We start from the raw sequence: 24,276 nt of genomic DNA on the forward strand, positions 1-24,276 counted from the left end.
TCGCGGATGCGGGGACGTGCGGGGCGGGCTCAGGCGGCGTCGGCGAAGAGCCCGACCTGTTCGAGTTTGGCCGTCAGGATGTCGCGGTCGAAGGGCTTCATGATGTACTCGTCCGCCCCCGCCCGAAGGGCCCGGGCGATCGCACCGACATCGTTCTCCGTCGTGCAGAACAGGACCTTCGGCACCCCGCCCCCCTCGCTCCGGCGCAGGGCCTGGAGGAAGGTGTAGCCGTCCATGTTCGGCATGTTCCAATCGAGCAGGATCGCGTCGGGCATGTGGGCCGCGCAGGATACCAGGGCGGCGTTGCCGTCCTCGGCCTCGCTGACGTTCATGCCCAGATCCTCGATGATCCGCCGGGCGACCTTCCGGATCACCGCGGAATCGTCCACGACCAGGCAGGTGGTCTCGTGCGGCGCCTTCATTGCCCCCTCCCTCAAGCCGCCTTGGCGCCGGCAGCCGTGAAGCCGAGGAGCGCATCCACGTCGAGAATCACCAGGAGGCGCCCGTCGAGACGGTGGACGCAGATGGCGAGGTTGCGGAAGCGCGGATCCAGGTTGATCGGCACCGCCTCGCGGCTGTCGGCGCCGAGCTTGAGCACCTCGCCGACGCCGTCGACCACGAGGGCGAAGGTCTCGCCGCCCTGCTCCAGGCCGATCGCCATCTTCGGACTGGCCTTGCCGTCCGCCTCGGGCTCGGCGTCGGGCAGCCCCAGGCGCCGGCGCAGGCTCATGGCCGTGACCACGCGGCCGCGCAGGTTCAGGAGGCCGACGATCTCGGCCGGCGCCAGGGGCACCGGGGTCACCCCCGAGGGGACGAACACGTCGTGGACCCGCTCGATCGCCAGCCCGAACAGGGTCTCGCCGACATAGACCGTGACGAAGTCGTCGGTGGCACCGGTCTCGGTGCCGTTGGCGTTGGCAGCCTGCATCACAACTCTCCGGATTCGATCGTTTCGGGGCCGGCGGCGGGGATCAGGCGGCTTTCGAGACCGCCGCGGGGCCGATCTCGGCGAGTGCCGCGATCAGTCCGGCGCGGTCGAACTTCGCCACGAGGTCGCTGATCGCGAGAGCCCGGGCCCGCTCCACCGCGTCGGCGCCGATCGCCCCGGTGAGGCCGATCACCGGGAGGCCGGCGATCCGCGAGTCGGCGCGGCGCATCGCGGCGACGAGATCGAAGCCGCTGCGGCCCGGCATCTCCAGGTCGGTGACCACCACGGCGATCTGCGGTTCGGCGTGGAGGATCCCCAGCGCGGCGTCGGCGCTCGCCGCCGTGATCACCTGGTAGCCCGCCGCCTTCAGCACCGGGCTCAGCATGTCGCGGAAGAAGTCCGAATCGTCGACCAGCAGGACCGTCGAGAGCTGCTCGGGCCGCTTCAGGCCGCGCGCCCAGTCGTCGTAGGCCAGCGGTAGGAAATGGGCGATGTTGATGATGTCGGTCGCCCGGCCCCGCAGCACCGCCGAGCCGATCAGGTCGGAGCGATCCGCCGCGATCTCGATGTCGAGGCGTTCCTCGACGATGTCGACGATCTCGTTGACCACGAGACCCATGGCGCGCTCGCCGTCGGAGAACACCACCAGGGCCTGGGTCCCCTCCGATTTGATCGTGATCGCCGGGTCGGCCGGGACCAGGGGCATCAGGCGCCCGCGGTACTGGATCAGCGCGCGGCCGCCGAGCCACTCGACCTTCGCGCACTCGATTTCCTCGAGACGGGTGACCAGCGAGAGCGGCACCGCCTTGAAGCTGTCCTGGCCGCCCTTGAACACCAGGAGCGTGGTCTTGCTGTCAGTGACCTCGATCGACTCGTCGGCATCCGAATCCGCGTGTCCGCCGGTGCCCTGACTGCCCTGAGCCACCTGACGGGCCACGCCGTTGGGATCGACGATCAGCACCACGGCGCCGTCGCCCAGGATCGTGTTGCCGGCAAACATCGGGATGTGCCGGAGCTTCACCGACATCGGCTTCACGACGATCTCCTCCGTGTGGAAGACCTCGTCCACCAGGATCCCGAAGCGCTCCCGCCCGACCTGGGCCACCACCACGAAGCCGGCCTGCTCGGTCTCTGCGCCGGCCGCCGCCTGGCCGAGCAGCCCGGTCAGCGAGACGATCGGCAGCAGCCGCTCGCGCAGGCGCAGCACCGGCGCGCCGTTGATGCGCTCGACCCGCTGGGCCCCGGCATCGACCCGCACCAGCTCCAGCACCGCCACCTGCGGCAGGGCGAAACGATGCTCGCCGGCCCGCACGATCAGCGCCGCCACGATGGCCAGCGTCAGCGGGATCTTGATGGTGAAGGTGGTGCCCCGGCCCGCCGTGGTGGCGATGTCGATCAGGCCGCCGATGGTCTCGATGTTGGTCTTGACGACGTCCATGCCGACGCCGCGGCCCGACACCGAGGTGACCGCCGCCGCCGTCGAGAACCCGGCGTCGAAGATGAACTTGGCGACCTGCGCGTCGGTCATCCGGTCGACGTCGGCCTGGGAGGCGAGCCCGCGCTCCACCGCCTTCTTGCGGATCGCCGCCAGGTTCAGGCCCTTGCCGTCGTCGGCGATCTCGATCGTGATCGTGCCGCCCTCATGGTAGGCGGCCAGCCGGATCGTGCCGCGGGCGGGCTTGCCCGCCGCCACGCGCTCGGCGGTCGATTCGAGGCCGTGATCCGCCGAATTGCGGACCATGTGGGTCAGCGGATCCTTGATCACCTCGAGGACCTGCCGGTCCAGCTCGGTCTCGGCGCCGACCATGACGAGCTCGATCTGCTTGCCGAGTTCGCCCGAGAGGTCGCGCACCACCCGCGGCAGCTTCTGCCACGCGTTGCCGATCGGCTGCATGCGCGTCTTCATCACGCCGTCCTGCAGCTCGGCCGTGACGTGGGACAGGCGCTGCAGCGGCACCTTGTAGCTCGAATCCTCGTGGCGGCGGGCGATCTCCAGGAGCTGGTTGCGGGTCAGCACCAGCTCCGAGACCATCGTCATCAGGTGCTCGAGCGTGTCGACGCTCACCCGGATGGTCTGGTTCTTGGACGCCGCGGCCGTCTCCCCCTCGGCGCCCTCGGCCTTCTCGGCGCGCGCCGGCTCGGCCTCCGCCGGTTCGGCCTGCACCGCTTCGATCTGCGGCGCCGCCTTCGGCACCGGGCGCACCGCCGGGGCGGCGGCGGGCGCCGGTGCGGCGGCCGCGACCGGAGGCGGGGCGAAATCGGCTTCGTCCGGACCCGGGGCCGACAGGAACGCGGCCTCCAGATCGTCCAGGGACACCTCGCCGGGCTTCAGCTCCCGGGACACCGGCTCGGGCAGCACCGGCTCCGGCGGGGGCGGCGGAGCAACCGCGGCCGGGCCCGTGGCCATGCGCTCCAGGGCGGAGATGAGGTCGTCATCGGATCCCGCCGGCTCCGTGCCGGTGGCTTCCAGGTCGGCCAGGATCTCCTTCAGCCGGTCCAGGGTCAGGAGGATCAGCGTGACGGAGGCGGAGGTGGCGGGCAGCCCGTCCCGGAACCGCCCCATCAAGGTCTCTGCGGCATGCGCCAAGGCTTCGAGGCGCGGCAGGCCGAGGAATCCGCAGGTTCCCTTGATCGTATGGACGAGCCGAAAGATGTTCCGAAGAATCGTCTCGTTGTTCGGGTCCTGCTCGAATCGGACGAGCTCTGCATCGACCGTGTCGAGATGCTCCCCGCTCTCGGTCAGGAACTCGCGAAGCAGGTCGTCCATAGGCGCTACTCGTAACGGGGAGAATGTCTCACGTATCGTACTTACTCGGGCGCGGTTAGGGAAGTGTTTCGATTCCTCCCCGCGCCCCGGGTTTCCAAAGTTTCACCCCTGCTCCGCGCCCGAAGCCTCTTCAGCGGCGTCCTCGGATGCTTCGATCACTGTCGGCCCGGCCGTGATCGTCACCTCGTCATCCTGAATGGCGAATCGAACATCCATGGCGGCGGCCCGCGCGACGAGGCCGGCATAGAACGGCAGGATGCCGTGGGCATCGACGGTGCCGCTCTCGGGGCTGCCGGCCATCAGCTCCTCCACGTGCGGGGGAATGCGGGCATGCGAGCCCTTAGCCTTGAACACGAAGGTGGGCGCCGCGCCGTCGCCGGAGACCACGACGTCGATCGCGCCGCCCCGCGGGATCGCGGTCGTGGCGATCATCACGAGGTTGAGCAGCAGCTTGACCTTGTTCTTGGGGAACAAGGCCTGCGGGGCGCTCCAGGTCAGCTTGGTCTTGTCGTCGGAGAACATCCCCTTGGCCACGCCCTCGGCATCGGCGAGGTCGATCGAGGCGCCGGCCGATCCCGCGGCCCCGAAGGCGATCCGGGCGAACTTCAACCGCGCGGAGGCCTGCCGGGCGCTCTTCCCGATCAGTTCCAGCGCGAAGGTGCGCATCGATTCGTCCTGATCGTCCTCCAGGACCTCGAGCCCGTTCACGATCGCGCCCACGGGGCTGATCACGTCGTGGCAGACGCGGGAGCAGAGCAGGGCGGCGAGGTCGAGACCGTCGAGGGTCAGGGTCGGCGAGTTCGGGGACGACATGGTGCGCTCCGGGCGGATCTGATTCGGGCGTCTGCGGGCCGGGGCCCCGACTGGCTGCCGGTTTTCGGCCGCCGCGTCCGGCGTTCGAGTCGCCCGCAGGAATCCGCACGGCCGGCTGGCCGGACCCGGGCGACGACCGGTCCGCACGGATAAACGCCACGCCCGCCTTTGAAAAGCGTTACCGGGATTGACGGACCGGCGGGCGGGCTCTCGAATCGGCGGCCGGACGAGGGCGCCCGGACCGGTGCGGTGCCGGGCCCGCCGCCCCGGGGAGGATGCGGCATGACACGCGACACCGGACGACGCGGTTCCGGCCGCCGGCCGCTCTGAGCCGCCCGATGCGGAAAGATTCCCTGCACGCGCGCCTGCGCCCCCGCCTCCGGCTCGCGGATCCCGGGGCGGCGCGGGCCCGGCTCGCCGAGATCGCGCCGTCCCTCCCGGCGGGGTTCCTGACGCCGCCGTGCCGCGACCTGCTCCTGGGGCTCGCCGACCATTCCCCCTTCCTCTGGCAGGCGTGCCTGCGCGCGCCGGACCGCCTCGTCGCCCTGCTCGATCAGCCGCCGGACGCGGCGAACCGGGACCTCGTCGCCCGCCAGCGCGCGGTCGGCGCCGCCTGCGGGGCGGATCCCGACCTCGCCGAGGTCGGCCGGCGGCTGCGCGCCAACCGGGCGGCGCACGCGCTCCTCGTGGCGCTCGCCGATCTCGGCGGCGGCTGGGACCTCGCCACGGTCACCCGGGCGCTGTCGGACTTCGCCGACGCCTCGGTGAGCGCGGCCACCGAGGCGCTGCTCCGGAAGGGGATCGCGGCCGGGCGGTTCCGGCCGCCGGATCCGGCGGCGCCGCAGGACGGGTCGGGGCTGATCGTGCTGGGCCTCGGCAAGCTCGGCGGCGGCGAGCTGAACTATTCCAGCGACATCGACCTGGTGGTCTTCTACGATTCCGCGGTGGCCGCGGCCGCGACCGGGGGCGATCCCAAACCGTTCCTCGTCAAGCTCGCGCAGGGGCTGGTGAAGCTCCTGTCCGACCGGACCGCGGAGGGCTACGTCCACCGCATCGATTACCGCCTACGGCCGGACCCGGGCTCCACCGCGGTGGCCCTCTCAACGGTCTTCGCCTTCGACTACTACCAGACCCTTGGCCAGAACTGGGAGCGCGCCGCCTTCATCAAGGCGCGGCCGATCGCGGGCGACATCCCGGCCGGCGCGGCGTTCCTCACGGAGCTGGCGCCGTTCATCTGGCGGCGGCACTTCGACTTCCCGGCGATCGCCGAGATCCACGCGCTCAAGCGGCAGATCCACCTGGTCCGCGGCCACGAAACCGTCGCGGTCGCCGGCCACGACATCAAGATCGGCCGCGGCGGGATCCGGGAGATCGAGTTCTTCGTCCAGACCCAGCAGCTCGTGTTCGGCGGCCGCAAGCCGGCCCTGCGGGGCCGCGGCACCGTGGCGATGCTCGACGGCCTCGCCGCTTCGGGCTGGATCGACGGGCAAGCCCGGGACGAGCTGACCGCCGCCTACGGCTTCCTGCGCACCCTGGAGCACCGCCTCCAGATGGTCCGCGACGAGCAGACCCAGCGCCTGCCCACCGGCACGGCGGCGCTGACCGGCCTCGCCCTGTTCGCAGGCTTTCCCGACCTCGCGGCGTTCGAGGCGGCGCTCCGCCACCATGCCGGCCGGGTCCAGACCCATTACGCCCTGCTGTTCGAGGCCGACGACCCCGCCGCCGAGGCGGGCCTCGTGTTCGGCGCGGGCGAGGCACCGGAGCCCGAGACCCTGGCGCGGCTCGCCGCCTTCGGGTTCCGGGACGCAGCCCGGGCCTGGGAGACCGTGGAGGGCTGGCACCGCGGGCGCCGCGCGGCACTGCGCACGGCCCGAGCCCGGGAGATCCTGGCCGAGACGCTCCCGGCGCTGCTGCGGGCGCTGGGCGGCACCGCCGACCCGGACGCGGCGCTGCTCACCCTCGATCGGGCCTTCGCGCGGATGCCGGCCGTGGCGGAGCTGCTGGCGATCCTGCGGGCGCACGAGCGCCTGCGCCTGCTGTTCGCTGACATCCTGGGGACCGCGCCACGCCTCGCCGACACGGTGGGCCTGAGCCCGCACGTCCTCGACACCGTGCTGGACCCGGATTTCGTGGCGCCGCCCCCGGATGCCGACGCGGTACGCGCCCAGTACCGGGCCCTGGTCGGGCGGCCGGCGAGCCACGAGGAGTTCTTGGACCGCTGCCGGGACGCCACGCGGCAGCTGAGCTTCGTGACCGGCGCGCGCCTGCTGTCGGGCATCCTGACGCCGCGCCAGGCCGGCGAGGCCTACACCGCCATCGCCGAGGCCGCGGTGGCGCTGAGCCTGGAGGCGGAGGAACGCCGCTTCGCGCGGGACCACGGCGCCGTGCCGAAGGGGCGGTGCTGCGTCCTGGCGCTCGGCCGGCTGGGCTCCCGGCAGCTCAGCGCCGAATCCGACCTCGACCTCGTGTTCCTCTACGATTTCGATCCGGAGGACCGCATCAGCGACGGCCCGCGCCCCCTCGACGCGGTCGTGGCCTACAACCGGCTGGCGCAGCGCCTCTACGCGGCGCTCACCGCGGCCACCCGGCGCGGCCGGCTCTACGCGGTCGATCTGCGGCTGCGGCCCTACGGCAGCCACAGCCCCCCCGCCGTGCAGCGCACCGGCTTCACGACCTATCACCGCGAGGCGGCGGAGCCGTGGGAGCACATGGCCCTCGTCCGCGCCCGGGGCGTGGCCGGCGACGCCGCCCTCGGGGCAGCCGTCCTGGCCGAGATCGCCGCGATCCTCGCCCGCCCGCGCGATCCGGCGTCCGTCTGCGCCGAGGCGGGGGCGATGCGGGCGCTCGTCGCCCGGGAGCGCGGCCATGCCGGCCCCTACGACCTGAAGCTCGCCCCCGGGGCCCTGTTCGATCTCGATTTCCTGGCCCAGGCGATCGTGCTGAGCCATGCCCGCGCCTGGCCGGGCTGCATCGGCCTCGGCGCGGAGGCGGTCTTCCGCGGGGCGGCGGCCCGCGGCCTGCTGCCGGCCGAGGCGGCCGACGCCCTCGCCGAGACCTACGGGTTCCTCGACGCGGTCTTTCAATGGCAGCGGCTGGTGATGGCCGATCCCGCCGCGGACCCGTCCGAGACCGCGTCCCGGCAGATCGCCAAGGCCGTGGGCCTGCCGGAGGCGCGCAGCCTCGCGGCGGAGCTGCGCCGCCACCGGCGCCGGAGCCTGGCCCTGATGGCGCGGATCCGGCGGGCCCAGGCGCCCGCGCGTCCGGACCATCGGCCGCGATGACGACAGGCCCCGTCCGGACCGCGATCTCAGGGCCGCTCGGCCGGTGACGCCGGTCGGGCGCCATGGTTCGACAGGCGCACCCTGACGGCGCGGCCCTGGTCCATGCCGAAGGCCACGTCCTGGCGCTCGCCGTCGTGCCGGCCACCGTGCAGGATCGCGACACGCTGCCCGCCCGCGATGACGGCGAGGAGGCGTGTCCCAGACTTAAGTCTGGCCATCTCCGACGGTGCCTCCGCGGCCGAACGGTGCCGGCACGGGCGCCGCGTCCCTGGCCCGCGCCACCGCGTCGTCGGGAGGCGGCCGGACCAGACGGGTTTCGTCGTTCTGGAACTGCGCGGAACGCCGCGACGCCGAGACGGTCCGGACGGAGATCCGGCGCCCGGACGGATACTCAGGCAGCTTCCAACAGGACTCTGGGCTGGGAGAAGATGAACTCGCGCCTGTAGACGTACACGCCGCAACGCCGCATCGCGCGATGCGCAGCGTCGATGTCGAAGCCGAACGGCCTGTCCCGTGACGTGTCGATGCAGCCCACATAACGCCAGTTCACGCCGTCGATCATCGGCGGGATCGGTTGATCCTGCCGAACGGCGCAGAACTGCTGGGCATCGGACGCCTTAGCGAAGATATAGAAGGTCTTCCGCGCGCACATCGAAACCTCCAGACGCTTTGGGGGTGTATCTGCAACGCAACGGTCAAGCTGTATACTGATTCGATCACAACAGTCAAGTTTCTGCCGCAATCTCGCCACGTGTGGGGCAGGCGGGTCAGTCGGCGGCCTCCTGGAGCGGCTTGCCCTTGTCGACGACGTAGACCGACAGGATCCTCACGGTCCTGTCGCCGACCACCGTGTAGCCGGCATGGGGGACGCCGCGCCGGTTGATGCCGCGCTCGCCCGCGGGCCGCTCCTTCGACGGCTGACCCGGCATCTGGGCGAGGCCGCCCTCGAGCACGTAGAAGGCCTCCTCGCCGTTGTGAAAGTGCCGCCGCGAGGTCGCGCCCGGCGGGATCTCGACGAGCTGCATGACGATCTCCCGGCTCTCGTCGCCCGAGACCGGCTGGCGGCCGAGTTCGGTCCGCTTGACCTCCTGGGCCGCGGCCGCCCCCGCGAGGACCAGGGCGCCCGCCGCGCCCAGCGGGACCCAAGCCTGGTATCCCCGGGCGAGAATGCGGCGGCGGTCCATGGCGTCCTCCCGGATGTTTCGGACAGCATGGCACGGCCTGTGGCAACCGGGAACGACCGGTCCGGAGGCAACGGTTACAGTCTTCGTGATTGCCCCATGCCGGGCGATACCGAAGTCCCAGTGGATCGGCCGCCGCACGGACTGCCCCCGACCGCTGAGGGCCGTCTTACGCGGGATCACGGCGCGCTAAAGACAGCCGATGCGCCGCAGGGCGCCGATCAGCTTGCGGCCGATCCGGTAGCCGTTCAGGGATTCGGATCCGAGAATGTGAACGGTCTCGGCTCCGGCGGTGCGGCCGTACAGGAACAGGTGGAAGTTCTGCTCCCGCTGGTCCGGCGCCGTCGCGCTGACCTGGCCGCAGAACGCCACGGCATCGCCGGTTTCGCCCGCCATCGGCCTGACCTTGCGGAACCGGACGAGGGGCGCGTCCGGGAACTCTGCGGCGACCCTGGCCCGCATCTCCGCCTCGGGCGGCGCGCCGAAACCGGGCGGGCCCGGGGCGATCAGCCCGAGCGCCTCCTGTCCGTGGAGGACGGGCGGCGCGAGCAGGAGCACCACCAGCGGCGCGACCCTCACGCCGGCGCGCCCGGTGCCCGCGACGGCGCGGCGCGGTGCCCGCGTGAGGGCCGGACCTTCGACCTGGGGACACGAGGACAGCGGATCGTCTCCCTGGAGAGGCTTCGCGCTACGCGGGACCTGTATTGGATCACGAAGACCGGTTCGGCGAAAGCGGCATGCGCCGCCTGTCCCGCTCCCGTCCGGCCCGATCCAGCTGCGTCCGATCCGGCCCGGCGGGTATCGCGCCGCCTGGAGGGCGGAGGCCCGGTTCGCCGTGCGGCACCCGCCGCGCGGGCTGCGGGCCACGATCGCCGGGGGGGGGCCGAGCCCGGGGGCGCCGCGGACCCGTTGCATGCGCGGATCGGCGCTGCGCCGGGCGCGCTTCGGCGTTGACATCCAGTAATGTAGGAGTAATCCAGAATTGTATGGGTTTTAGAGGAAGCTCGGCATGGAACTGGTCGACATTGACGGGTTTGAGGACGATTTTCGATCGACGATTCGCGCCTTCGTGGTGCGCATCGTCGCGGCCTATCTGTCCAACAATGCCGTGCCACCGACCGAGCTGCCGGCGCTCCTGGCCAACGTCCACGCGGCGCTGGCCGCGGTCGCAAGGCCGGCCGCGGCCAGGTCCGAGGCCGGTCCCAGCCCCGAGCCGCCGACACCGGCCGAGATCCGCAAGTCGATCCAGTCCGACGGCCTAATCAGCTTCATCGACGGCCGCTCCTACAAGACCCTGAAGCGCCACCTCACTGCCCACGGCCTGACGCCCGAGCGGTATCGCGCGCATTACGGCCTGCCGAACGATTACCCGATGACGGCCCCCGGCTACGCCGCGCAGCGCTCGGAGATCGCGAAAGCGATCCAGCTCGGCCACCGGACGGCCTGAACCCGGCCCCGGACCGCCGGGGGAGCGGCTCCGGCATTGCGCCGCCGTCCCGTGTGAGGGGATCTCACGCGATGCGTGACGAGCCCGCGATTGTCCCGCCCGCGCTTCGGCGATACCCTGGCCCCGCGAACCGCACAGGAGGCCCGGGCGACATGGACGCCGATACGGACGCCGAGACGCGCCTGCGCGCCGGCCAGTGCCATTGCGGCGCGGTGCGTTTCGAGGTGGCGCTCAGCGACGGCTTCCGGTCGGTCCGACGCTGCACGTGCTCCTACTGCCGCATGCGCGGTGCCGTCGTCGCCATGGCGGAGGTGGGCGGGATCCGGATCCGGGCGGGCGCGGACGTGCTGACCGCCTATCGCTTCCACACCGGCGCGGCGCAGCACTTCTTCTGCTCCCGCTGCGGGATCTACACGCACCATCAACGGCGCTCCGACACCACCCTGTACGCCGTCAACGTCGCCTGCCTGGAGGGCGTCAGTCCGTTCGATTTCCGCGCGGTGCCGGTGATGGACGGCGTCAACCACACGAACGATACCGGCCAGCCCACGCGCCGCGCCGGGACGCTCCGCTACACGCCGGCCGACTGACCGCGCGCCGCGCCCTCAACCGATCCCGAGGCCGCGGATGAGCAGGACCGCGATGGCCAGGAGCACGAGCAGCGAGGCGGTGACCGCCAGCGTCACCCGGCCTCCGACCTGCGCCAGGACGCGCACGTCGACGCCCAGGCCCAGCGCGGCCATCGACACGATCGTGAGGAAGCCCGCGATCCGGGACAGCGGCGCGACCCAGCCGTCCGGGATCAGCCCGAGCGAGCGCAGGGTGGCCAGCGCCAGGAAGCCCAGGATGAACCACGGCACCAGCTTGAAGAAGCCGAGCCGGCCCGGGGCGGCAGCCCCCCCGGTGCCCTCCGCGGGCAGGCGCGGCGCGATCAGCGACAGGGCCACCACCACGGGGCCGAGCATCAGCACGCGCACGAGCTTGACCAGCGTGCCGACCTGCGTGGCGAGCGGGCCCACCGGCACGGTCGCGGCCAGCACCTGCGGCACCGCGTAGACGGTGAGCCCCGCCAGTACGCCGTACTGGTGCTCGCCGAAGCCGGCCAGCGGCACGAACAGCGGCAGGCCGAGCACCATCAGCACGCCGAGCACGGCGGTGAACGCGATGGCCGCCGCCACGTCCCGGCTGTCGGCGCCGATGACCGGTGCCACCGCGGCGATGGCCGAGTTGCCGCAGATGGCGTTGCCGCAGGCGATCAGCAGCGCCATGCGCACGGGCAGGCCGAGGCCGCGGCAGATGGCGCAGCTCCCCAGGATGGTGAGGGCCACCGCCCCGACGATGCCGGCGAGCAGCGCCGGACCCGAGGCGACGATCGCCCCCAGGCTCACCGAGGCGCCGAGCAGGGTCACGGCCACCTCCAGCACCTGCTTGGCCGAGAACGCGATCCCGGCCTTGAACCGCGCCCCCGGCACCCAGGCGGTGCGCAGCGCCGTGCCCAGGAGGATGGCCAGCACCAGGGCCTCGACATAGGGATGGCCGGTCAGGCTCTCTTCGCCGGCCTGCAGCGCCTGCGCCACCCCGGTGATGGCCAGGCACAGGAGCAGCCCCGGCAGCAGGCTGCCGGCCGCCCCGACCCGGGCGAATCCGCGGTCGCGGCCGGCGGGCCCTGTCCCGGCCCCGATGCGTCCGACGCTCCTGGCTGTCATGGCATGGCCCCCTGGTCCGCCGCCGCCACTCGGCCGGTCGCCCCAAGATAGGCCGCGATGGCCCTCGCCCCTGGCTCCTCGATCGGGGCGCGGTAGACCGTGATCATCGTGGCGCCCCCGGCGTCCCGGAAGGCCCGGCTCGTCCGGGATTGCTCCCGGGCGATGGAGCCGGCCACCACGATGAATCTGACCATGCCGATTGCCCCCGCGCAGGAACGACATCCCCATCACCGTGGCCGGAAACCGGCCGAAGGCTGGGTCCGGCACCGGCCACGCCGTCACCGGGTAGGCCGTGATGGCGTTCGGCACCCGGAAGGTCAACCGCACCGGACGGCGCCCGATCGGGTGGGTGAGCGCACCCATCACGGAAACCCGGACGCAACGCGCGCGCCCGACGCGGACCGGCTCAACGATGCCGTCCTGGGCGCCGCGGCGGCGCAGCGGCGGCCCCCGTCCCGGCGAGGGCGCCGGTCAAGACAGCATCCGGAAGACGAGGATCATGGCCGCGAGGGCGGCGATCAGCAGACCGGCGCCCTGGAGATCGGCGCGGGCGCGCCGCTCCGGAGCGGGGGACAGCCACCAGCTGAGCCGCTTGGCCGTCCACGGCACCAGCTGCGCGGTGAGCAGCACGCGGAACAGGTTGCCGATGAACAGGGCGATCGGGAAATCCAGCCCCAGGGTCCGGTTGAGGATCGGGGTGCCGACCAGGAGCCCCCACAGGAACACGGTCGGGTAGAGCGTCAGCAGGACGATCATGTTCATCTTCCACGCCGCGGGCGCCGGCGCCCCGGCCGGCGTGGCGTCGCGGAACCATTGCTCGAAGCCGCTCTGCACCGTCCGGGCGTGGAACTCGGCGGTGAGCGGCGCCGCCTCCGCGACCAGGGCCTGCCGCGCGGGCGAGTCCATCCAGGCGCGCAGGTTCGCCTCGCTGTCGAAGCGCAGGATCGCGACGAAGTCCTCCTGCACCCCCGGCAGGGCCGGCTCGAAGCGGTAGCCCTGCAGGCCGGGGGCTTTCGACTGCGCCGCGGCGATCTTCTGCTCCCACCGGAGGTATTCGGCCTCCAGGCCGGGCTTCACGCGGGTGCTGATCACCGCGCTGGCCGGGGCGGTCCGGGCCGCGCTGGCATCGTCCCGGACGATGTGGACGTCGTCGCGGCCCAGGAGCATCGGGACGGCGCCCTCGATCCGGGCCTGCCGCTCCGGGGAGCCGAGCCAGGCCTTCGCCTGGTCCACGCTCCTGAACCGCTGGAGGATCACCCAATCCACCTGCAGCGGCGGATGCGGGGGCATCAGGCGCTGCTCGATGAAGCCGGGAAACGACGCGATCACCGCGCTGGTCCCGCCCTGCCACTGGGCGAAGGCGTCGGCGCAATCCGGCCGCACCGAGGTCTGCGTCACGATGCTGACGCTGGATGCGGACCCGCTCATGCCGCCGACAAAGTCGCGAACAGGCGGTCGGGCGTGAACGGCAGGTGGGTGAAGCGCACCCCGATGGCGTCCTCCAGGGCGTTCGCGACCGCCGGCGCCACGGGATTGATGCCGCACTCGCCCTGCGACTTCGCGCCGAGCGGCCCGATGCGGTCGGTCGTGTCGGCGAAGTGGATCTCGGTGCGCGGCGTGTCGGCGAAGGTCGGGATGCGGCAATTGCGCAGCTGCGGGTTGACCATGCGGCCCGCCCCGTCATGCACCATGGTCTCGACCAGCGCCCAGCCGTAGCCCATGGCGACGGCGCCATCGAGCTGGCCGCGGCACTGCATCGGGTTGATCGGCCGGCCGATATCGGCGGCGTGGACGCTGTGCAGCACCCGGATCTCGCCGGTCACCCGATGCACCGCGAGGCGCACGCCCTGCACGTTGAAGGCGATGGTCCGCGGCGAGAGATAGGCCCGCCGGGTCACCATGAACCGGTGATCGACCTTGGTCCCCTCGGCGTGGAGGTCGGCGAGGGCGATGCGCCGGTTGCCGCAAAGGACCCCGCTCTCCTCCAGCCGGCACTGATCCCGCGGCACGCCGGTATGCCGGCTGGCGAAGTCCAGGATGTCCTCTTCCATGGCCTGCGCGGCCAGATGCACCGCCTTGCCGCCGACCACGGTGCCGGTGCTGGCGAAGGTGCCGGTGTCGTAGGGGGTGCGGTCCGTGTCGGCGTTGATGATGGCGACCGCGTCCGCCCGGGTCCCCAGGACCGAGGCCGCGATCTGCTTGTGCGCCGTGGTGATGCCGTTGCCCATCTCGGTGGAGCCGCAGGCGAGGTGGTAGGTCCCGTCCGGCAGCAGGCGCATGTCGGCACCGGAGCGGTGCTCGGTGGGGGGCCCGCATTCGAGCATGGCCAGCGCCACGCCCCGGCCCTCGGCCCAGTCCGCCCCCTCGGGCTTGGCGAGGCCGTTGCCGGTGGCGAGTTCGCGCTCGACGATGTCGAGGCATTCGCCGATGCCGTGGCTGCCGAAGCTCGCGTCGCTCGGCTCCTTCCAGATCGACTCGACGGTGTCCCCGGGCTGCACGACGTTCCGGCGCCGGATCGCGAAGGGATCGATGCCGAGCTGCCGGGCGAGGGAATCGATCGCGCACTCGATGGCGAAGGTGGTCTGCGAGGCGCCGTAGCCGCGGAAGCCCCCCGCCGGCACCATGTTGGTGTAGACGGCGTGGCCGATGCCCTTCTTGTTCGGGCAGCGGTAGGCGGCGAGCGGGCTCGCCATCGCGGCCGCCAGGGTCTCGCCGCCGTGGCCGCCATAGGCGCCGGTGTTGGAGACGACCTCGACGTCGAGGGCCGTCAGCGTGCCGTCCCGGCGGGCGCCGATCTTCACCCGGGTGGTCATCGGGTGGCGCGTCGTGGCGCCGATGAACTCCTCCTCCCGGGTCCATTCCCACTTCACCGGGCGCCCGAGCTTCATCGTGGCGAACAGGACGAGATCCTCCGAGATCATCTCCTGCTTGCCGCCGAAGCCGCCGCCGACCCGCTCGGTGAAGACGTGGATGTCCCGGGGCGACAGGCCCATCACGTAGGCAAGCTTGGTCCGCACCACGAACGGCGCCTGCGAACTCGTCCGGACGTGCCAGCGGCCGTCCTCGCCCTTCCAGGCGATCGAGCCGTGCGTCTCCAGATGCGCATGCTGGACGCGGGTGGTGGCATAGGTCTGCTCGTAGACCGCGTCGGCCTGGGCGAAGCCCTGCGCCACGTCGCCGATCTCGCCCTGGAGCGTGCAGTAGATGTTGCTGCTGGCCTCGACGTGGTCCTTGTCGTGGAGGAGGGGCGCGTCGGGCGCCATCGCGGCGACCGGATCGAACACCGCCGGCAGAATGTCGTAGGTCACCTGCAGGGCCCGGCAGCCGGCCTCGGCCGCCCCCTCGGACTCGGCGACGACCGCCGCGATCCGCTGGCCGGCGAAGCGCGCGATATTGTCGAGGAGCAGGATGTCGTCCGGATCGACGAGATGATCCTCGTGCAGCGCCGAGGTGAAGCGGCGCCTGGGCACGTCCTCCCAGGTGTAGACCGCCACGACCCCCGGCACGGCGAGCGCCGCCGCCCTGTCGACCGCGACGAGGCGCGCATGCGCGTGGGGCGAGCGCAGGACCTTCAGGTGCAGCAGATCCGGGACCGCGACATCCATCGTGTAGCGGGCGCGCCCGGTGAGGATCGCGTCGGTGAAGGGATTGGGCAGGCTGGCGCCGAGGGCCTGGCCGGGCAGGTCCGCCGCGATGTTGCAGCGGCCGTGCAGGGCGTCGTCGATCGCCCGGTAGCCGGTGCAGCGGCAGAGATTGCCCTTGAGCGCGTGCGGCAGGTCGGCCTTCTGCGCCTCGGTCAGGGTCACGGCCGTCATGATCATGCCGGCCGCGCAGAAGCCGCACTGGAACGCCTGCGCGTCGCGGAACGCCTGCTGCATGGGATGCAGGCCGTCGCCGCAGGCGGACAGGCCCTCGATCGTGGTGACCGTGCGGCCCGCGGCCCGGAAGGCCGGGACGAGGCAGGAATGGAACGGCGTGCCGTCGATATGGACCGTGCAGGCGCCGCAATCGCCCGCGTCGCAGCCCTTCTTGACGCCGAACACGCCGAGGTCGCGCAGGAAGGTCCGCAGGCACTGGCCCGGGGCCGGTTCGGCCTCGTAGCCCCGGCCGTCGATCGCGTAGCGGGTCATGCGAGCTCCGAGCGGATCTGTTCGGCGAGGTATCGCGTGACGTGCTGCTTGTAGGGGGCCGAGCCGTGCACGTCGTCGAAATAGGCGTCCCGCGGCAGGCGCGCATCGAGGGCGCCGCGCAGGGCCTCGGCCGAGGGGCAGGCGGGGAAGCGCAGCTGCACCGGCCGGGGGGTGGCGGCCGAGACGGTCAGCAGGAAATCCGAGCCGTCCGCGCCGACCGTGGCGACGATCAGGGCGGCCGAGCGGCCGAGCTTGGTCAGCGAGACCTGCCGCATGGCCGTGCGCTTCGCCAGGGCGGAGGCCGGCAGGTGGATGCTGCGCAGCAGTTCCCCCGGCTGGAGGATGTTGGCGTGGTTGCCGGTCACGAAGTCGACGACCGGGACCGTCCGCGGCGCGCCCGCGCGGGGCCACAGGGTGCAGACGCCCTCGAGCGCCGCGGTCAGCGAGATCATCGCGCCGGCGGGCAGCGACATGCAGAGGTTGCCGCCGATCGTGGCGGCGTTCCAGATCTTGAACGACATCAGGAACGCGTCGATGCAGTGCCGGAACAGCGGCACCGCCCGCCATTCCGGCGGACCCGCGAAGGCGTGAAGCTCCGCAACGCGACAGGTCGCGGCGATCTCGAGCCCGGCCTCGGTCACCGTCAGGGGTGTCCAGCCCAGGGCGTCGAGGTCGATCAGCGTATCGACCGCAACCTGCGGCTCGGAGAACAGCCACGTGCCTCCGGCGAGCCAGGAGCACCCCGCATGCCAGTCCCGCAGGTCGGCGAGGGACGCCGGATGCCGGACTTCGACGATGGTCGACAAGTTCATATCAGTCTTTCATCTGTCGAACCGGCGATATTTCGACGGAATTTGAGATATTTTTACAGCAAATATAGATTAAATATTTGGAATTAATTTCATGTTTGATGATTTAATATTGTCTCAACCCGTGAACGCGGCGACCGAACCGGACGCGATCGGGTCCTGGGCCTCCCCGCGTGCGGCTGACGCACGAGCGACGCCGCGCGGATCCCGTCGCACCGAGACCGACGTGCCTCCCGCACGCCCCGCGACGGCCTCGAACCACCATCCCCGTTAGAACGAACCGAGCCGACCGTCTCGACAGTGCTCAGAGCACAGTGTTAATCGATATAAACCATTTCTAATGTAGTAGATATGATCACGTGCTTATTGTCAAGCTTTCCAGCAATGCACAAGTATTATCTATTGCAGGCGCCGATATATCAATTTGTCGAATACATAGACCGAATTGAATTTGATATCACACACGATGACGAGCTCTTCGCGACGGATATGATATGACGGATCCGAACGGGGGGGCGCCGATGACGGCGTCGGTGAGACGGACCGACAAGAAATAACGGGCGTGGCCACGCGGATCGCGGCTGTTCTGCTCGGCTCGTCGCCGGATTGGGGCCCCGAGACCAGACGATCGGGCCAATCCCGATCACGCGTGGGCGGATCGACCGGGTCGGCGCACCCGGGGCCGACGAATCGGTCGAGCAACCCGAGGCAGGCCGGGCGTGTCGTCCCGCACGGACGCCCACCGTCGGTATCCGAGAGGCCGCCTTCGCCCGTCGAAACGCCGCCCGGGAGCAACCGCGTGGCGCTGGGCGTGATCGAGGATGCCGACCGCTGCGACGTGCGAGCGGCGGTGCTTGCTGGCGACCCCGGTTGGGCTCGAACCAACGACCTGCCGCTTAGAAGGCGGCTGCTCTATCCAGCTGAGCTACGGAGTCAGGGTACCAGCCGGCCCCAGAAGCCACGGGTGCCGTCCGGGGTCAAGGACTCGTCTCGACGCGCGAGAAGACGCGTCCGAGCGCTTGCTTGAGCGATGGCTCCGGGCGTCTGCAGGGCGGGGCTGCGTGGACTCTCTGCCTGACGGCCGCCAGGATCGCCGCGGATCCGGCGCGATGATGCCCGCCGGAGCCACCTCGCGGCCTTCTTAACGGCGGCGGCTCTGCGGGGCGCGATGGCCCTGAACCCCGGATCAGGGTGGGCTCCCTCCGGAGCGCTGTGACCTGGACCATCCCGGGCCTGCCGTGACCGCCCCAGCCGGCACGGGGCGGTGCAGAACCTGCAGCCCATGACCCGTGGCGGAACGGAACCCTCGAAGGCCCCGGAGACGATCGGGAGACACGTCAGTCAAAACCGTCGCGCGACCGCAATCGCGCGGTCAGACGGGCTCTCATACGAAAGTTCACGGATCCCGACCCGGGATCGGCATCCGGCGGGTCCGGTATCGGAGCCGGTGATCGTGGCGCCCATCGCCGGGCCGGCGCCGGCGGGTCAGACCAGCTTCGCGGTACCGCCGGAGAACCCCCAGGCCCTCTGCTCGTAACCGCCCGACTCGTGGATCAGGTCATGGAGGGGCCCGACCTGGCCCGGAGAGAACGGACCCAGACCTTCCGGGACGGCCTCGTTCCCGGACGCCAGACCTGTCGGGCGCGGCAGGGCATGCCCCGGCCTGGACGCGAGCTGCGATCCGGTGCCCATGCCGTCCTCGGCGGCCATCTCGTTCGCGAGACGCTCGACCACGTCCAGGGCGCTTCCGATCCTGTCGGCCTGCAGGCAGACCTCGTCCTCGTCGATCAGGGAGGCTTCGTCCCCGGCCCACCACCGCCCATTGTCGATCAGGCGGAGCAACTCGGTGAGGCGGTCCTGTTGCTTGGCCAAGGCCAAGACGGCGCGCGGAGAGATCATCACCGGTTCCTTTACACCCCGGCCGAACGCGAGCGCCGACCCTCGCGGGTGTGGCGCTCAGCATAGGGGGAACTCCGAGGGCGTCCTTGCGCTGGATCAAGGACCGGCTTCGGATCGGTCCCTACATGCGAGGGATGCGGGGGCAGGCCCCGCGGCCCGGACGTCTCGCATCCCCGTCCGGGGACGGGCAGGACCGGCTGGGCCATCCTTCGCATCCGACCGCGCCGCTGGAAGCCCGCAATGCCGCGCCGCGCCTCGATCGCTCACGGAGGATCCGGTCCCCCGATCCGGGCCACCGGGTTGGGCGAGGGCGTCGCATCCGATCCCGGCTCGGCCTCCGCCATCGGCATGGTCCGACGTCTCGGGCCCGGCCTGATCACCGGAGCCGCCGACGACGATCCCAGCGGGATCGCCACCTATGCCCAGGTCGGCGCGCAGTTCGGGTACGGCCTCGCCTGGACCATGCTGTTCAGCCTGCCCTTCATGGTGATGATCCAGGAGATCAGCGGACGTATCGGCTGCGTGACCGGCCGCGGCATCGCGGCGAACCTGCGCCGGCATTATCCGGCGTGGCTCGTGCGCACCGTCGTGACCGTGCTCCTCGTGGCCAACGTCATCAACCTCGGCGCGGATCTCGGGGCCATGGGCGCGGCGCTCACCCTGCTCCTGGGGGGCAATCCGAGGCTCTACACCGTGGGATTCGGCATCCTGTGCGTGGTCGCCGAGATCGTCGTGCCCTACGCGCCCTATGCGCGCCTGCTCAAATGGCTGACCCTGTCCCTGTTCGCCTACGTCGCCGTGGTGTTCACCGTGCACGTCCCGTGGGACGCGGCTTTGTTCGCCACCCTCGTGCCGCACCTGCGCTTCGACGCCGTCCACGCGACCGCCCTGGTGGCGGTCCTCGGCACCACGATCAGCCCGTACCTGTTCTTCTGGCAGTCGGCGCTGGAGGTGGAGGACCGGATCAAGCGCGGCGCCCAACCCCTCTGGCGCACGCCGCGGGACGCGGGCCCGCAATTCGCCCGCATCCGGACCGACACGGTGGTCGGGATGGGCGTCTCGAACGTCATCGCCATCTTCATCATCTACGCGACCGCCGCCACGCTGCACGCGAACGGGGTCACCGACATCCAGACTTCGGCGCAGGCGGCCGAGGCCCTCCGGCCGATCGCCGGCATCTTCACCTTCGCGCTCTTCGCCGTCGGCATCCTCGGGACGGGCCTGCTCGCGGTGCCGGTGCTGGCCGGATCGGCGGCCTACGCCCTCTCGGAGGCCTTCCGGTGGACCGGGGGCCTCGACCGACGCCTTCGGCAGGCCAAGGCCTTCTACGCGACGCTCTCGGTGGCGACCCTGGCCGGGGTCGGCCTCAACTTCACCGCGCTCGATCCGGTCAAGGCGCTGTACTGGGCCGCCGTCGTCAACGGCATCCTGGCGGCGCCGGTCATGGCCGCGCTGATGCTCGTCGCCTGCAACGGCCGCATCATGGGGCGCCTGAGCCTGTCGACGCCGATGCGGGTGGGCGGATGGCTGGCCACCGCCCTCATGACGGTCGCCAGCGTCGGTTTCTTCGTCCTGTGACCGATGCCGGCGGCCTCCCGCGATGGATCCGCGTTTCGAAATGGATCCGCGCGTATCGAAGCGGCGCGCACTCCGCGCATCGCGCTCCGCGTTGACGGAGGCATTCTCGTCCCGCCAAGCCCGCCCGCGATCACGCTGAGCCCGCGCGCGGGTGAACTCGGCCTGCTGCCGCTGGGCGGACGCGATATCCGTCCCGGCGTTGCGCGCGCTCACGCCCTCGCAGGCCCGTGCGCGGGCCGGAGCGGCGGCTGGGATGAGAACAAGTGCCATACAGGTGAGCCTGCGCATGGATGTCCCTCCGAACGTCGAGCAAACAGCATCATGCGAGTGGCCCACCGGCGTCAGCGGTGGGAAATCACGGCCGCAGCTTGATCGGCCCCGCGTCTATCGTTCGATTCTGAACCAAAGCAAAATCGTGTTTTTATGAATATTCATCGGATTATTTAGATTTAATGCTCCTCGTCACCTCAATTACACATTCAGCGGCTGATGAATTACTTGCACCCATCGTTTATGAGAGCCGGACCCGATCCGACGGCCCGGGTTCGATAGGCCTGCATCGGCGGGGTGAAATGGACTTGGTTCGTGGCCCACGTCCTCTGCGCGGTCTCGGGCTGTAACAGCTCGGTTGGCGGGTCAGGTCACGCGATCGCCTGCCTCCGCAGCAGGCCGCCCCGTGCCGGCGGCCTCGGTTGTCGTGCGCGCCCGCGCCCGGAACCGCGCGGTCTCCGGAGCGATGCGTCGGGCGTGGTGCCGTCCCGCGGAAAACCCCGGCGACGGATCAGACCACCACGGTGATCGCCTGCGCGGCCCGGGTCAGCCCGGTGTAGAGCCAGCGGGCCCGGTGCTCGCGGAAGGCGTAGGATTCGTCGAACAGCGTCACCCGGTCCCACTGCGACCCCTGCGCCTTGTGGACCGTCAGCGCGTAGCCGTAGGTGAACTCGTCGGTCTCCCGGCGCAGGAACAGCGGGATCTCCTCGTCCGAGCCTGAAATCATCGCGCGCAGGACCTTGATGTCGGTGGGCTTCCGGCGCAGGCCCGGGTCGTCCTCCGGCACCACGTCGAGGCGGATCAGGTCCGGCCGCGGCGGCGCGCGCAGGGCCTGCACCGTCCAGGTCGAGCCGTTGAGCAGGCCCTTCACCCGGTCGTTGCGCAGGCAGACCAGCTTCTCGCCGATCGCCGGCATCGGATCGGTGTGGCCGGCGAGTTCCCGGAGCCGCCCGTTGTAGAGGCGGCGGGTCTTGTTGAGGCCGACCAGCACCTGGTCGCATTCGAGCACCTCGGCCGGGTCCAGGGCGCGGCGCGACACCACCCGGCTCTGGCCGAAGGTGCCGAGGTCCAGCCGGCCGCCCTCGCGGATGGTCATCGCCATGCGGACGATCGGGTCGTCCTTGGCCTGCCGATGGACCTCCGTGAGCATCACGTCCGGCTCGGCCTCGGTGAAGAAGCCGCCGCCGCGCACCGGCGGCAGCTGCGCCGGGTCGCCCAGGACCAGCACCGGCCGCTCGAACGACAGCAGGTCGTTGCCGAGGTCGGAATCCACCATCGAGCATTCGTCAATGATGATCAGGTCCGCCTTCGCGGCCGGCCCGGACCGGTTCAGCGTGAAGGTCGGCCCGCCCTCCTCCGCTTCCTTGGTGCGGTAGATCAGCGAGTGGATCGTGGCGGCGTCGTAGCAGCCCTTCTGGCGCATCACCGAGGCCGCCTTGCCGGTGAAGGCGCCGTAGACCACCGTGCCGTCGACATCCTCGGCGATCCGGCGCGCCAGCGTGGTCTTGCCGGTGCCGGCATAGCCGAACAGCCGGAACACCTGGGATCCGCCCCCCCGCCGCCACGCGGCGATCGCCTTCAGCGCCGCGTCCTGCTGCGGGGCGTAGGCGGCCGGCAGCCCGGCGCTCACGGGGCCCCCATCACGGCCAGCGCACCGTCGGCGGCAGGGACGACAGGATCGAGGCGACGTTGCCGCCGGTCTTCAGCCCGAAGATCGTGCCGCGGTCGTAGAGCAGGTTGAACTCGACGTAGCGTCCGCGCCGGACCTGCTGTTCCTCGCGGTCGGCCTCGGTCCAGGCGGTCCTGACATTGTCGCGGACGATTTTCGGATAGGCCTCCAGGAAGGCGCCCCCCACGTCGCGGGTGAAGGCGAGATCGGCCTGCGCATCGCCGGTCCAGCGATAATCGTAAAAGATGCCGCCGATGCCACGGGGCTCGTTGCGGTGCTTGAGATGGAAGTATTCGTCGCACCACGCCTTGTAGCGGGCATGGTCGACGCCGTGGGCCGCACAGGCACGCGCCAGGCAGGCGTGGAAATGGCGGCTGTCCGGATCATCCTGGTTGCGCCGCCGCATCAGCACCGGCGTGAGGTCGGCCCCGCCCCCGAACCACGCCTTCGTGGTCGCGACGAAGCGGGTGTTCATGTGGACCGTCGGCGCATGCGGGTTCCACGGATGGGCGATCAGCGAGATGCCGGTGGCGAAGAACCGCGGATCCTCGGCCGCCCCGGGCATCTGGGCGCGGAATTCCGGGGCGAACTCGCCGTGGACCGTGGAGATATGGACCCCGGCCTTCTCGAAGACCCGGCCCTTCAGCATCGCCATGACGCCGCCGCCGCCGGGCTGCCCGGTATGGTCGGTGCGGTTCCAGGGCGTCTTCTCGAAGGTCCCGGCGCCTGCGGGCGCATCCGGGTGGAACGGCCCCTCGGCCTCGGCCTCCAGGGTCTCGAAGGCCGCCAGGATGCGGTCGCGCAGGGTCGCGAACCAGGCCGCGGCCTCGGATTTCATGGCCGTCACGTCGGCCTCGGACAGGGGGGCAGTCAGGGCTGCGCGGGCGTCGTCCGGCATCGTCATGCGGTAGGCTTTCCCACTGCGCCGCTGGGGCGTCAATCGGCGGGCGCCAAATCGGCGCGCCGCATCGCCCTGCGCCTCAGTCCCGGGCCGACACGGCATCGCCGCCCTAGATCCGCCGGTCATGCGCCCGTGCGGCGCGCCCTCGAACCGTCAGGACAGCCCGAGACCATGGCCGACACCCTTCGCCTCTTCACCTCGCCCTCCGCTTTCCCGAATCCGCAGCGCCTGCGCCTGTTCGCGCACGAGAAGGGCATCGCCCATCTGTTCGACGAGGTGGTCTACGACATGGCGCCGGGGGGCGAGCAGCGGCAATGGCGCCATCTCAAGATGAATCCCTGGGGCGAGACGCCGACCCTCCTGCTCGCCGACGGGACCGTGCTGTCCGAGACGGCCGCGATCGTGCGCTACCTCGACGCGGCCCATCCGGGTCGCCGCCTCACCGGCGAGACGCCTCTGGAGCAGGGGCTCGACACGATGTGGGACAACCGGATCTGGGTGCACATCCTCTACCGGATCACCACGATGTTCCACGTGCTGAACCAGGGGCTCGGGCCGAAGCTGGAGCTGACGCACAACCCGCAATGGGGCGAGCACTGCCGCAAGGAGGCGCTGGCGCATGCTGGCCTGGTCGACCGCCACCTCGCGGACGGCCGCGCCTGGATGCTCGGCGGCGACGAGCCGACCTTCGCCGACATCACGCTCTGCACGGCGATCGCGTTCTCGAAATTCCCGGTCTGCGCCACCCCGCTCGACGAGCGGTTCGAGCAGCTCGACGCCCTGTGGCGGCGCTGGCAGGCGCGGGCGAGCTTCAAGGCGGCCTACGCCGATGGCGGCAGCGGGCTGACGGAACTCGACCATCTCAAGACTGCCTAGGACGGTTTTGAGGCCCCGGTC

At 71.0% G+C, this 24,276-nt stretch carries 21 protein-coding genes and 1 tRNA gene; 5 read left to right on the forward strand and 17 right to left on the reverse strand.

Features of this window, described 5'->3' with window-relative positions:
* Nucleotides 1–29 precede the first annotated feature (29 nt).
* From AC3IF3_RS08780 to chpT, 4 genes are all read right to left on the reverse strand, one after another.
* Entirely contained in the window at nucleotides 30–422 is a 393-nt protein-coding gene (locus tag AC3IF3_RS08780) for a response regulator (RefSeq protein WP_243971222.1), read from the reverse strand.
* Nucleotides 423–433: 11 nt separating this feature from the next.
* Nucleotides 434–928, reverse strand: a complete 495-nt coding sequence (locus AC3IF3_RS08785; RefSeq protein ID WP_243971220.1) for a chemotaxis protein CheW — start codon at nucleotides 926–928, stop codon at nucleotides 434–436.
* A gap of 43 nt (nucleotides 929–971) precedes the next feature.
* On the reverse strand, nucleotides 972–3,695 hold the full coding sequence (locus tag AC3IF3_RS08790; RefSeq protein ID WP_489228337.1) for a hybrid sensor histidine kinase/response regulator: 2,724 nt from the start codon (nucleotides 3,693–3,695) through the stop codon (nucleotides 972–974).
* 102 nt (nucleotides 3,696–3,797) lie between these two features.
* Entirely contained in the window at nucleotides 3,798–4,508 is a 711-nt protein-coding gene (gene chpT, locus AC3IF3_RS08795) for a histidine phosphotransferase ChpT (RefSeq protein ID WP_243971216.1), read from the reverse strand.
* Nucleotides 4,509–4,846: 338 nt separating this feature from the next.
* Between chpT and AC3IF3_RS08800 the strand changes: the two genes are divergently transcribed.
* Nucleotides 4,847–7,789 carry a bifunctional [glutamine synthetase] adenylyltransferase/[glutamine synthetase]-adenylyl-L-tyrosine phosphorylase gene (locus tag AC3IF3_RS08800; RefSeq protein WP_489228339.1) on the forward strand — a complete coding sequence of 981 codons (2,943 nt, stop codon included), beginning with the start codon at nucleotides 4,847–4,849 and terminating at the stop codon, nucleotides 7,787–7,789.
* A gap of 26 nt (nucleotides 7,790–7,815) precedes the next feature.
* Here AC3IF3_RS08800 and AC3IF3_RS08805 read toward each other — a convergent pair whose 3' ends face one another.
* The 4 genes from AC3IF3_RS08805 to AC3IF3_RS08820 form a co-directional block, all read right to left on the reverse strand.
* Entirely contained in the window at nucleotides 7,816–8,007 is a 192-nt protein-coding gene (locus AC3IF3_RS08805; protein WP_489228341.1) for a hypothetical protein, read from the reverse strand.
* Nucleotides 8,008–8,180: 173 nt separating this feature from the next.
* Nucleotides 8,181–8,441 (reverse strand): hypothetical protein, encoded by a 261-nt coding sequence (locus tag AC3IF3_RS08810; RefSeq protein ID WP_489228343.1) that lies wholly within the window; start codon nucleotides 8,439–8,441, stop codon nucleotides 8,181–8,183.
* Between the two features lie 115 nt (nucleotides 8,442–8,556).
* Entirely contained in the window at nucleotides 8,557–8,973 is a 417-nt protein-coding gene (locus AC3IF3_RS08815) for a cupin domain-containing protein (protein ID WP_489228344.1), read from the reverse strand.
* 186 nt (nucleotides 8,974–9,159) lie between these two features.
* Nucleotides 9,160–9,549, reverse strand: a complete 390-nt coding sequence (locus AC3IF3_RS08820) for a hypothetical protein (RefSeq protein WP_243971207.1) — start codon at nucleotides 9,547–9,549, stop codon at nucleotides 9,160–9,162.
* Between the two features lie 430 nt (nucleotides 9,550–9,979).
* Between AC3IF3_RS08820 and AC3IF3_RS08825 the strand changes: the two genes are divergently transcribed.
* Nucleotides 9,980–10,417 (forward strand): Ros/MucR family transcriptional regulator, encoded by a 438-nt coding sequence (locus tag AC3IF3_RS08825; protein ID WP_243971205.1) that lies wholly within the window; start codon nucleotides 9,980–9,982, stop codon nucleotides 10,415–10,417.
* Between the two features lie 152 nt (nucleotides 10,418–10,569).
* Nucleotides 10,570–11,007, forward strand: a complete 438-nt coding sequence (locus AC3IF3_RS08830) for a GFA family protein (protein WP_489228346.1) — start codon at nucleotides 10,570–10,572, stop codon at nucleotides 11,005–11,007.
* A gap of 15 nt (nucleotides 11,008–11,022) precedes the next feature.
* On the opposite strand, the gene AC3IF3_RS08835 is transcribed toward AC3IF3_RS08830, so the two are convergent.
* The 7 genes from AC3IF3_RS08835 to AC3IF3_RS08865 all read right to left on the reverse strand — a co-directional run bounded on the left by AC3IF3_RS08835 (nucleotide 11,023) and on the right by AC3IF3_RS08865 (nucleotide 18,961).
* Nucleotides 11,023–12,123, reverse strand: a complete 1,101-nt coding sequence (locus tag AC3IF3_RS08835; RefSeq protein ID WP_489228348.1) for a YeiH family protein — start codon at nucleotides 12,121–12,123, stop codon at nucleotides 11,023–11,025.
* A complete protein-coding gene (locus AC3IF3_RS08840; protein WP_489228349.1) occupies nucleotides 12,120–12,317 on the reverse strand; it encodes a hypothetical protein in 198 nt (65 codons plus the stop codon). Before AC3IF3_RS08840 ends, AC3IF3_RS08835 begins: the two co-directional genes overlap by 4 nt.
* A 277-nt stretch (nucleotides 12,318–12,594) precedes the next feature.
* On the reverse strand, nucleotides 12,595–13,551 hold the full coding sequence (locus AC3IF3_RS08845) for an antibiotic biosynthesis monooxygenase (RefSeq protein WP_489228351.1): 957 nt from the start codon (nucleotides 13,549–13,551) through the stop codon (nucleotides 12,595–12,597).
* The gene (locus AC3IF3_RS08850) at nucleotides 13,548–16,253 is read right to left on the reverse strand and encodes a molybdopterin-dependent oxidoreductase (RefSeq protein ID WP_489228352.1); all 2,706 of its coding nucleotides are present in this window, start codon (nucleotides 16,251–16,253) and stop codon (nucleotides 13,548–13,550) included. Before AC3IF3_RS08850 ends, AC3IF3_RS08845 begins: the two co-directional genes overlap by 4 nt.
* Nucleotides 16,250–17,065: an FAD binding domain-containing protein gene (locus tag AC3IF3_RS08855; RefSeq protein ID WP_489228354.1), complete on the reverse strand. Its 816-nt coding sequence runs from the start codon at nucleotides 17,063–17,065 to the stop codon at nucleotides 16,250–16,252. The genes AC3IF3_RS08850 and AC3IF3_RS08855 overlap by 4 nt, the downstream gene beginning before the upstream one ends.
* Before the next feature lie 855 nt (nucleotides 17,066–17,920).
* Nucleotides 17,921–17,997: transfer RNA gene (locus tag AC3IF3_RS08860), tRNA-Arg, on the reverse strand.
* 550 nt (nucleotides 17,998–18,547) lie between these two features.
* Nucleotides 18,548–18,961 carry a hypothetical protein gene (locus AC3IF3_RS08865; protein WP_489215267.1) on the reverse strand — a complete coding sequence of 138 codons (414 nt, stop codon included), beginning with the start codon at nucleotides 18,959–18,961 and terminating at the stop codon, nucleotides 18,548–18,550.
* A 240-nt stretch (nucleotides 18,962–19,201) separates the two neighbouring features.
* On the opposite strand from AC3IF3_RS08865, the gene AC3IF3_RS08870 reads away from it, so the two are divergent.
* Complete coding sequence (locus AC3IF3_RS08870; RefSeq protein WP_489228356.1) at nucleotides 19,202–20,539, forward strand: NRAMP family divalent metal transporter; 1,338 nt, start codon at nucleotides 19,202–19,204, stop codon at nucleotides 20,537–20,539.
* Nucleotides 20,540–21,320: 781 nt separating this feature from the next.
* On the opposite strand, the gene AC3IF3_RS08875 is transcribed toward AC3IF3_RS08870, so the two are convergent.
* Nucleotides 21,321–22,439, reverse strand: a complete 1,119-nt coding sequence (locus AC3IF3_RS08875; RefSeq protein WP_489228358.1) for an ATP-dependent DNA helicase — start codon at nucleotides 22,437–22,439, stop codon at nucleotides 21,321–21,323.
* 10 nt (nucleotides 22,440–22,449) lie between these two features.
* Nucleotides 22,450–23,382: an oxygen-dependent coproporphyrinogen oxidase gene (gene hemF / locus AC3IF3_RS08880; protein ID WP_489228359.1), complete on the reverse strand. Its 933-nt coding sequence runs from the start codon at nucleotides 23,380–23,382 to the stop codon at nucleotides 22,450–22,452.
* Between the two features lie 168 nt (nucleotides 23,383–23,550).
* Here hemF and AC3IF3_RS08885 point away from each other — a divergent pair, with 168 nt between their 5' ends.
* Complete coding sequence (locus AC3IF3_RS08885; RefSeq protein WP_243971184.1) at nucleotides 23,551–24,255, forward strand: glutathione S-transferase family protein; 705 nt, start codon at nucleotides 23,551–23,553, stop codon at nucleotides 24,253–24,255.
* Nucleotides 24,256–24,276: the final 21 nt, after the last annotated feature.

This window comes from Methylobacterium sp. J-118 (genome assembly GCF_057836565.1).

What these genes read in the sequence shown, in the direction of transcription:
- AC3IF3_RS08885 (WP_243971184.1), top strand. Translation starts at nt 23,551, where the DNA reads ATGGCCGACACCCTTCGCCTCTTCACCTCGCCCTCCGCTTTCCCGAAT.
- chpT (WP_243971216.1), bottom strand. Translation starts at nt 4,508, where the DNA reads ATGTCGTCCCCGAACTCGCCGACCCTGACCCTCGACGGTCTCGACCTC.
- AC3IF3_RS08805 (WP_489228341.1), bottom strand. Translation starts at nt 8,007, where the DNA reads ATGGCCAGACTTAAGTCTGGGACACGCCTCCTCGCCGTCATCGCGGGC.
- AC3IF3_RS08815 (WP_489228344.1), bottom strand. Translation starts at nt 8,973, where the DNA reads ATGGACCGCCGCCGCATTCTCGCCCGGGGATACCAGGCTTGGGTCCCG.
- AC3IF3_RS08830 (WP_489228346.1), top strand. Translation starts at nt 10,570, where the DNA reads ATGGACGCCGATACGGACGCCGAGACGCGCCTGCGCGCCGGCCAGTGC.
- AC3IF3_RS08835 (WP_489228348.1), bottom strand. Translation starts at nt 12,123, where the DNA reads ATGACAGCCAGGAGCGTCGGACGCATCGGGGCCGGGACAGGGCCCGCC.
- hemF (WP_489228359.1), bottom strand. Translation starts at nt 23,382, where the DNA reads ATGACGATGCCGGACGACGCCCGCGCAGCCCTGACTGCCCCCCTGTCC.
- AC3IF3_RS08845 (WP_489228351.1), bottom strand. Translation starts at nt 13,551, where the DNA reads ATGAGCGGGTCCGCATCCAGCGTCAGCATCGTGACGCAGACCTCGGTG.
- AC3IF3_RS08840 (WP_489228349.1), bottom strand. Translation starts at nt 12,317, where the DNA reads ATGGTCAGATTCATCGTGGTGGCCGGCTCCATCGCCCGGGAGCAATCC.
- AC3IF3_RS08825 (WP_243971205.1), top strand. Translation starts at nt 9,980, where the DNA reads ATGGAACTGGTCGACATTGACGGGTTTGAGGACGATTTTCGATCGACG.
- AC3IF3_RS08790 (WP_489228337.1), bottom strand. Translation starts at nt 3,695, where the DNA reads ATGGACGACCTGCTTCGCGAGTTCCTGACCGAGAGCGGGGAGCATCTC.
- AC3IF3_RS08780 (WP_243971222.1), bottom strand. Translation starts at nt 422, where the DNA reads ATGAAGGCGCCGCACGAGACCACCTGCCTGGTCGTGGACGATTCCGCG.
- AC3IF3_RS08785 (WP_243971220.1), bottom strand. Translation starts at nt 928, where the DNA reads ATGCAGGCTGCCAACGCCAACGGCACCGAGACCGGTGCCACCGACGAC.
- AC3IF3_RS08800 (WP_489228339.1), top strand. Translation starts at nt 4,847, where the DNA reads ATGCGGAAAGATTCCCTGCACGCGCGCCTGCGCCCCCGCCTCCGGCTC.
- AC3IF3_RS08810 (WP_489228343.1), bottom strand. Translation starts at nt 8,441, where the DNA reads ATGTGCGCGCGGAAGACCTTCTATATCTTCGCTAAGGCGTCCGATGCC.
- AC3IF3_RS08870 (WP_489228356.1), top strand. Translation starts at nt 19,202, where the DNA reads ATGCCGCGCCGCGCCTCGATCGCTCACGGAGGATCCGGTCCCCCGATC.
- AC3IF3_RS08865 (WP_489215267.1), bottom strand. Translation starts at nt 18,961, where the DNA reads ATGATCTCTCCGCGCGCCGTCTTGGCCTTGGCCAAGCAACAGGACCGC.
- AC3IF3_RS08855 (WP_489228354.1), bottom strand. Translation starts at nt 17,065, where the DNA reads ATGAACTTGTCGACCATCGTCGAAGTCCGGCATCCGGCGTCCCTCGCC.
- AC3IF3_RS08850 (WP_489228352.1), bottom strand. Translation starts at nt 16,253, where the DNA reads ATGACCCGCTACGCGATCGACGGCCGGGGCTACGAGGCCGAACCGGCC.